We start from the raw sequence: 1,613 nt of genomic DNA, 5'->3' as shown, positions 1-1,613 counted from the left end.
TGAGGCTCACCTGCTTCGCCACCAACACGCCCGGCCGGCCGATCGCCGAGCTCGAGCTCCGTCACCGGCTGCGGGCCAGGGCCGAGGACCGCATCCGGGCCGCCCGGGCCACCGGTCCGCGCAACCTGCCCCTCAAGCGCATGGCACAAAACCGGGTCTGGCTGGAGATCGTGCAGATCGCTCTCGACCTGCTGGCCTGGATGCCCATGCTCGCGCTGACCGGCGAAGCCATACTCTGGGAGCCCCGCCGCCTGCGGCTTCGTCTGCTCAGCACGGCTGGACAGCTCGTGACCACCGGCCGCCGCCGGATCCTCCGCCTGGCCCGGCACTGGCCCTGGACCAGCCACATCACCGCAGCTCTCGACCGACTCGCACTCCTCCCGAACCTCGGCTGATCAGCAGATTCACCCGTCCCTGCGAAAGAACCCTCCACCCCGGAGCAGTGGAACCCGGCGTCCGCCCGAGACGACACTCGGGACCTCAGCCTGCACAGCCTCAGTCCACAGCACGAAAACGGTCCACCGACTCCGTCGGCGGACCGTCACGAAACTTCGAGGCTAGCCCTTCGGGCAGTCTACTCGCCTGCGCACACCGGCCCATTGAGCCTTTGCCAGTAATGGATCACGACGGTGTGTGATTGTTCAGATGGTGCGGTCGTACTCGAGCTGGAGCAGGACGAGGGCCGCGGCGGCGATCTTCGTGATGCGGCTGGGGTCGAAGCTGACCCTGCGCAGTGCCTTGAAGGTGGTCTTGAGCAGGGAGTTGGCGCGCTCGCAGACGCCGTGGATGCTGCGGATGACCTTGTTGTACGTCTGCTGGGCCTCGGTCAGCTCGCCTCCGGCGGGCTTCTTGTGCGGGTGCCGGAAGCCGTCGCCGACGTTCTCGTAGCCGAGGTCGACCAGGGTCGGCATGTCCAGCTCGGCCGCGATGCGGTTGAGTGCTTCGACCAGCCCGTGGTGGCGGGCGCAGGTGGTGTCGTGTTCCCGGCCCGGCCGTACGGGCGAGACCCAGATCGGCCAGCCGTCCGGGGTAGCGATGACCTGCACGTTCCCGCCATGGTGCTTGTGTTTTCCGGACCACCAGAGGTCTGCGCCGTTGGGACCCGGGGCGGCGACGCGGTCGGTACGGATGACCGTACCGTCGAGGTTCAGATGCGTCAGCCCGGCTGCCTTCGCGCGCTCCAGCGCGGTGGACAGGTCCGGTGCGCCGGCGGCCAGGACGGCCAGTACCTCGTGGAGGTAGCGGTATGCAGTTGAGGTCGACAGGCCATTGTCACGGGCGAGTTGGGCCAGGCGGGTGCCGTCGAGGAACCAGCGCAGCACGAGCACGGCCTGCTTGAAGCAGCCCAGCGCGCGTCGCCCCTTGCGGGTCCTGGTCACGATCCGGTGGTCGCGCAGGAGGCCGGCCAGGTACTCGGCGGTGGACCGCTTCACATCGAGCACGGCGGTGTATGTGACACTGGTCGGCATGTGAGGCCCCTCGGTCGGATCTTTCTGTCGCAAGATCGTTCCTACCAGGGGCCTCACGCCTGCCCGGACTTGGGGATACCACGGACCGCACGACACGCCGCTCGCTCACGGACGGTGGCCGACGGTTACTGGGAACAGCTCATT

The 1,613-nt window shown here is 68.0% G+C and carries 2 protein-coding genes; one reads left to right on the top strand and one right to left on the bottom strand.

Annotated elements, in window-relative coordinates; all coding sequences use genetic code 11:
• The coding region (locus AC5P09_RS51740; protein ID WP_249954521.1) for a transposase at window positions 1-395 on the top strand (395 nt) is incomplete at its 5' end.
• A gap of 246 nt (window positions 396-641) precedes the next feature.
• On the opposite strand, the gene AC5P09_RS51735 is transcribed toward AC5P09_RS51740, so the two are convergent.
• Window positions 642-1,469 carry an HARBI1 family protein gene (locus AC5P09_RS51735; protein WP_493880598.1) on the bottom strand — a complete coding sequence of 276 codons (828 nt, stop codon included), beginning with the start codon at window positions 1,467-1,469 and terminating at the stop codon, window positions 642-644.
• Window positions 1,470-1,613: the final 144 nt, after the last annotated feature.

Source organism: Streptomyces sp. a15 (genome assembly GCF_059026085.1).
This window is presented reverse-complemented; position numbering and strand designations above follow the sequence as displayed.